The sequence below is a fragment of the Clostridia bacterium genome (genome assembly GCA_019683875.1).
In the GTDB taxonomy this organism is placed as follows: domain Bacteria; phylum Bacillota; class Sulfobacillia; order RBS10-35; family Bu92; genus Bu92.
The window spans coordinates 1-3,214 of sequence record JADGHN010000155.1; the positions used below are offsets into that span (position 1 = coordinate 1).

Annotated in this window: 3 protein-coding genes; all 3 read left to right on the forward strand. The window is 74.1% G+C overall.

All coding sequences use genetic code 11. The features are described from left to right. Positions 1 to 811 (forward strand): hydantoinase B/oxoprolinase family protein (locus tag IRZ18_09185; GenBank protein MBX5477277.1); only part of this gene is annotated, 811 nt, incomplete at its 5' end. Positions 812 to 852: 41 nt separating this feature from the next. Continuing rightward, positions 853 to 2,475, forward strand: a complete 1,623-nt coding sequence (locus tag IRZ18_09190) for a hydantoinase/oxoprolinase family protein (GenBank protein MBX5477278.1) — start codon at positions 853 to 855, stop codon at positions 2,473 to 2,475. Beyond that, positions 2,472 to 3,214 (forward strand): DUF917 domain-containing protein (locus IRZ18_09195; protein ID MBX5477279.1); only part of this gene is annotated, 743 nt, incomplete at its 3' end. The genes IRZ18_09190 and IRZ18_09195, both read left to right, overlap by 4 nt.

Consider the following 3,214-nt stretch of genomic DNA (forward strand, 5'->3'; position numbering starts at 1 on the left):
GGCCCTCCTGCCGCCGGACCTGCCCGCGAACGAGGGCGTGTTCGCGCCGCTGGAGATCGTCTGCCCGCCCGGCACCGTCTTCACCGCCGAGCGGCCGTCGCCCGTCTCCACGTACTGGGAGGCGTCCGACCACGCCACGGACCTCGTGCTGAAGGCGCTCGCGGCGGCCATCCCGGAGCGCGTGCCCGCCGGCCACCACCTGAGCGTCTGCGGCACGATCCTCGCCGGCCGTCACCCGCACACCGGGGAGCCGGTCATCCTCGTCGAGCCGCAGGCGGGCGGCTGGGGCGCGGGGCGCGACAAGGACGGGGAGAACGGCATGGTCCCGGTCGGCGACGGCGAGACCTACTCCATCCCCGCCGAGATCCTCGAGGCCCGCTACGGCTTCGAGGTGCAGGCGTACACGCTGGACATCGTCCGCGGCGGCGCCGGCAGACGGCGTGGCGGCCGCGGGATCCTGAAGCAGTTGCGCATGAAGGCGGGGCCGGTGCTCCTGAGCGCGTCCTTCGGCCGGTACAAGGTGGCGCCGTGGGGCGTGGCCCGCGGGCGCGACGGCTCGCCGAACATGATCGAGATCGAGTACGCCGACGGTCGGCCGCCGCTGCGCGTGGGCAAGATCGCGCGCCATGTGCTTCAGGCGGGCGACGTCGTCCGCTTCCGCACCGGCACCGGCGGCGGCTACGGCGACCCGCGGGAGCGCGAGCGGGAGCGCGTCGCCGCGGACCTGGAGAACGGCTACATCACGGTCGAGGAGGCCGTGGAGGACTACGGCTGGGACCGCGCGGAGGCGGAGCGGCACTACCGGCCGTGAAGGGCCACGTGTGGATTTCTTGGATTGGGTGATGCACCGCGATGAGGATCGGCATCGACGTCGGGGGGACGAACACGGACGCCGTCGCCATCGAAGGCGGCCGCGTGCTCAAGGCCGTCAAGACCCCGACCACGAAGGACGTCGGCGACGGCATCCGCAAGGCGCTGGCGGAACTGCTCGACGGCCTCGACCGGAGCGCCGTCACCGCCGTCATGCTCGGCACGACGCACTTCGCGAACGCGGTCGTGGAGCGGCGCCGGCTCACGCCCACCGCGGCCGTGCGCCTCTGCCTGCCGGCGGGCGCCTCGCTGCCGCCCATGTGCGACTGGCCGCGCGACCTGCGCGAGATCGTGGACGCGGGCGTCTACCTGACGACCGGCGGACTCGAGTTCGACGGGCGTCCGATCGCCGAGCTCGACGAGGCGCACCTTCGCCGCATCGGGCGCGAGCTGCGGGAGCGCGGCGTCGAGGCGGTGGCCGTCTCCGCCGTCTTCTCGCCGCTCAACGCGGAGATGGAGGAGCAGGCGGCGGCCATCCTGCGCGACGAACTGCCGGGCGCCGTGATCACGCGCTCCACGGAGATCGGCCGCATGGGCCTGCTTGAGCGCGAGAACGCGGCGATCCTCAACGCCTCGCTCGTCCGGCTGGCGCGGGAGATCGTCGCCGCCTTCAAGCGGGCGCTCGCGGACCTCGGCCTCGACGCGCCCTTCTACATCACCCAGAACGACGGCACGCTGGTGCGCGCCGAGGTGGCCGCGGAGACGCCCGTCGTGACGTTCTCCTCCGGCCCGACGAACTCCATGCGCGGCGCCGCCTTCCTCACCGGCGAGACCGACGCCGTCGTCGTCGACATCGGCGGCACCACCTCGGACGTCGGCGTCCTGGTGCGCGGCTTCCCGCGGCCGGCGGCGGCCACGGTGGAGGTGGGCGGCGTCCGTACGAACTTCCGCATGCCCGACGTGTACTCGCTGGGCCTTGGGGGCGGCAGCATCGTGCAGTGGGAGCCGTTCGCCGTGGGGCCGAAGTCCGTTGGCTACGAGCTGACGCGCAAGGCGCGCGTCTTCGGCGGCGACGTGTGGACGGCGACGGACCTCGCCGTGGCGGCCGGCTACGCGGACGTCGGCGACCCCTCCCGCCTCCCGCCCGTCGAGCGCTCGAAGGTGGAGGCGGCCGTCGAGCGGATGCACGTCATGCTGGAGGAGGCCATCGACCGCATGAAGACGTCGGCCGACCCGGTGCCCGCCATCGTGGTGGGCGGCGGCAGCATCCTCGTCCGCCGGCCGCTGGCGGGCACGTCGCGCACGCTCAAGCCCGAGCACTTCGCCGTGGCCAACGCCATCGGCGCGGCCATCGCGCAGGTCGGCGGCGAGGTCGACCGCATCGTCAGCTACGAGGGCGGCCGGCGCAAGCAGGTGCTGGAGGCGTTGCAGGAGGAGGCCGTCGCCCGCGCCGTCGAGGCTGGCGCGGACCCGCGCACGGTGCAGGTCGTGGACCTCGAGGAGGTGCCGCTCGCGTACCTGCCGGGCGACGCCGCCCGCGTGCGGGTGAAGGCGGTCGGCGACCTGGACGAGCGGGCCGCGGCTGCGGGCCGCGAGGGCCTCTCGGGCCGCGCGGCCGGCGGGCCGGGAGCGGCCGCGGCGAAGAAGGAGGCGCGCGACCGATGACGGTCTACAAGGGCGAATACCCCGTGTTCCAGGGCGACCGCCTGCCGCCCACGGATCCCAAGCACCTGGAGCGCCTGCTTTCCGTCCCCGGGGCGTGGCGCGTCACGGCGCAGGACGCCGAGGACATCGCGCTGGGCGCCGGTGTACTGGGCGCCGGGGGCGGCGGCAACCCCTACCTGGCCCTGTTGCGGCTGAAGATGGAGCTGGAGCGCGGCCACGAGGTCGTCGTCTGGCCGCTGGAAGCGGTGCCCGACGACTCCCAGGGCTGCGGCATCTCCGGCATGGGCGCGCCCACGGTGGGCATCGAGAAGCTGCCGCGCGGCGACGAGATGATCGAGGCGGTGCGCGCCCTCGAGCGCCACACCGGCCGCCGCGTCGACTACCTCGTGATCGGCGAGATCGGCGGCGGCAACAGCATCGCGCCGCTCGTGGCGGCGGCCCAGTCCGGGCTGCCGGTCATCGACTGCGACCCCATGGGCCGCGCCTTCCCCGAACTGCAGATGGACACGTTCATGATCGGCGGCGTCAAGCCGTTCCCGTTCGCGCTGCACGACGCGCACGGCAACACGGTCGTGTTCGACCGGGTGCTGGACCCGAAGACGGCCGAGCGGCTCGGCCGCGCCGTGACGGCCGCCATGGGCGCGAGCGCGGCGCTGGCGTTGCCGTGGATCACGGGCGCGGAACTGAAGCGGACGGCCATCCGCGGCACGCTCTCCCTTGCGCGCGACATCGGCCGCGC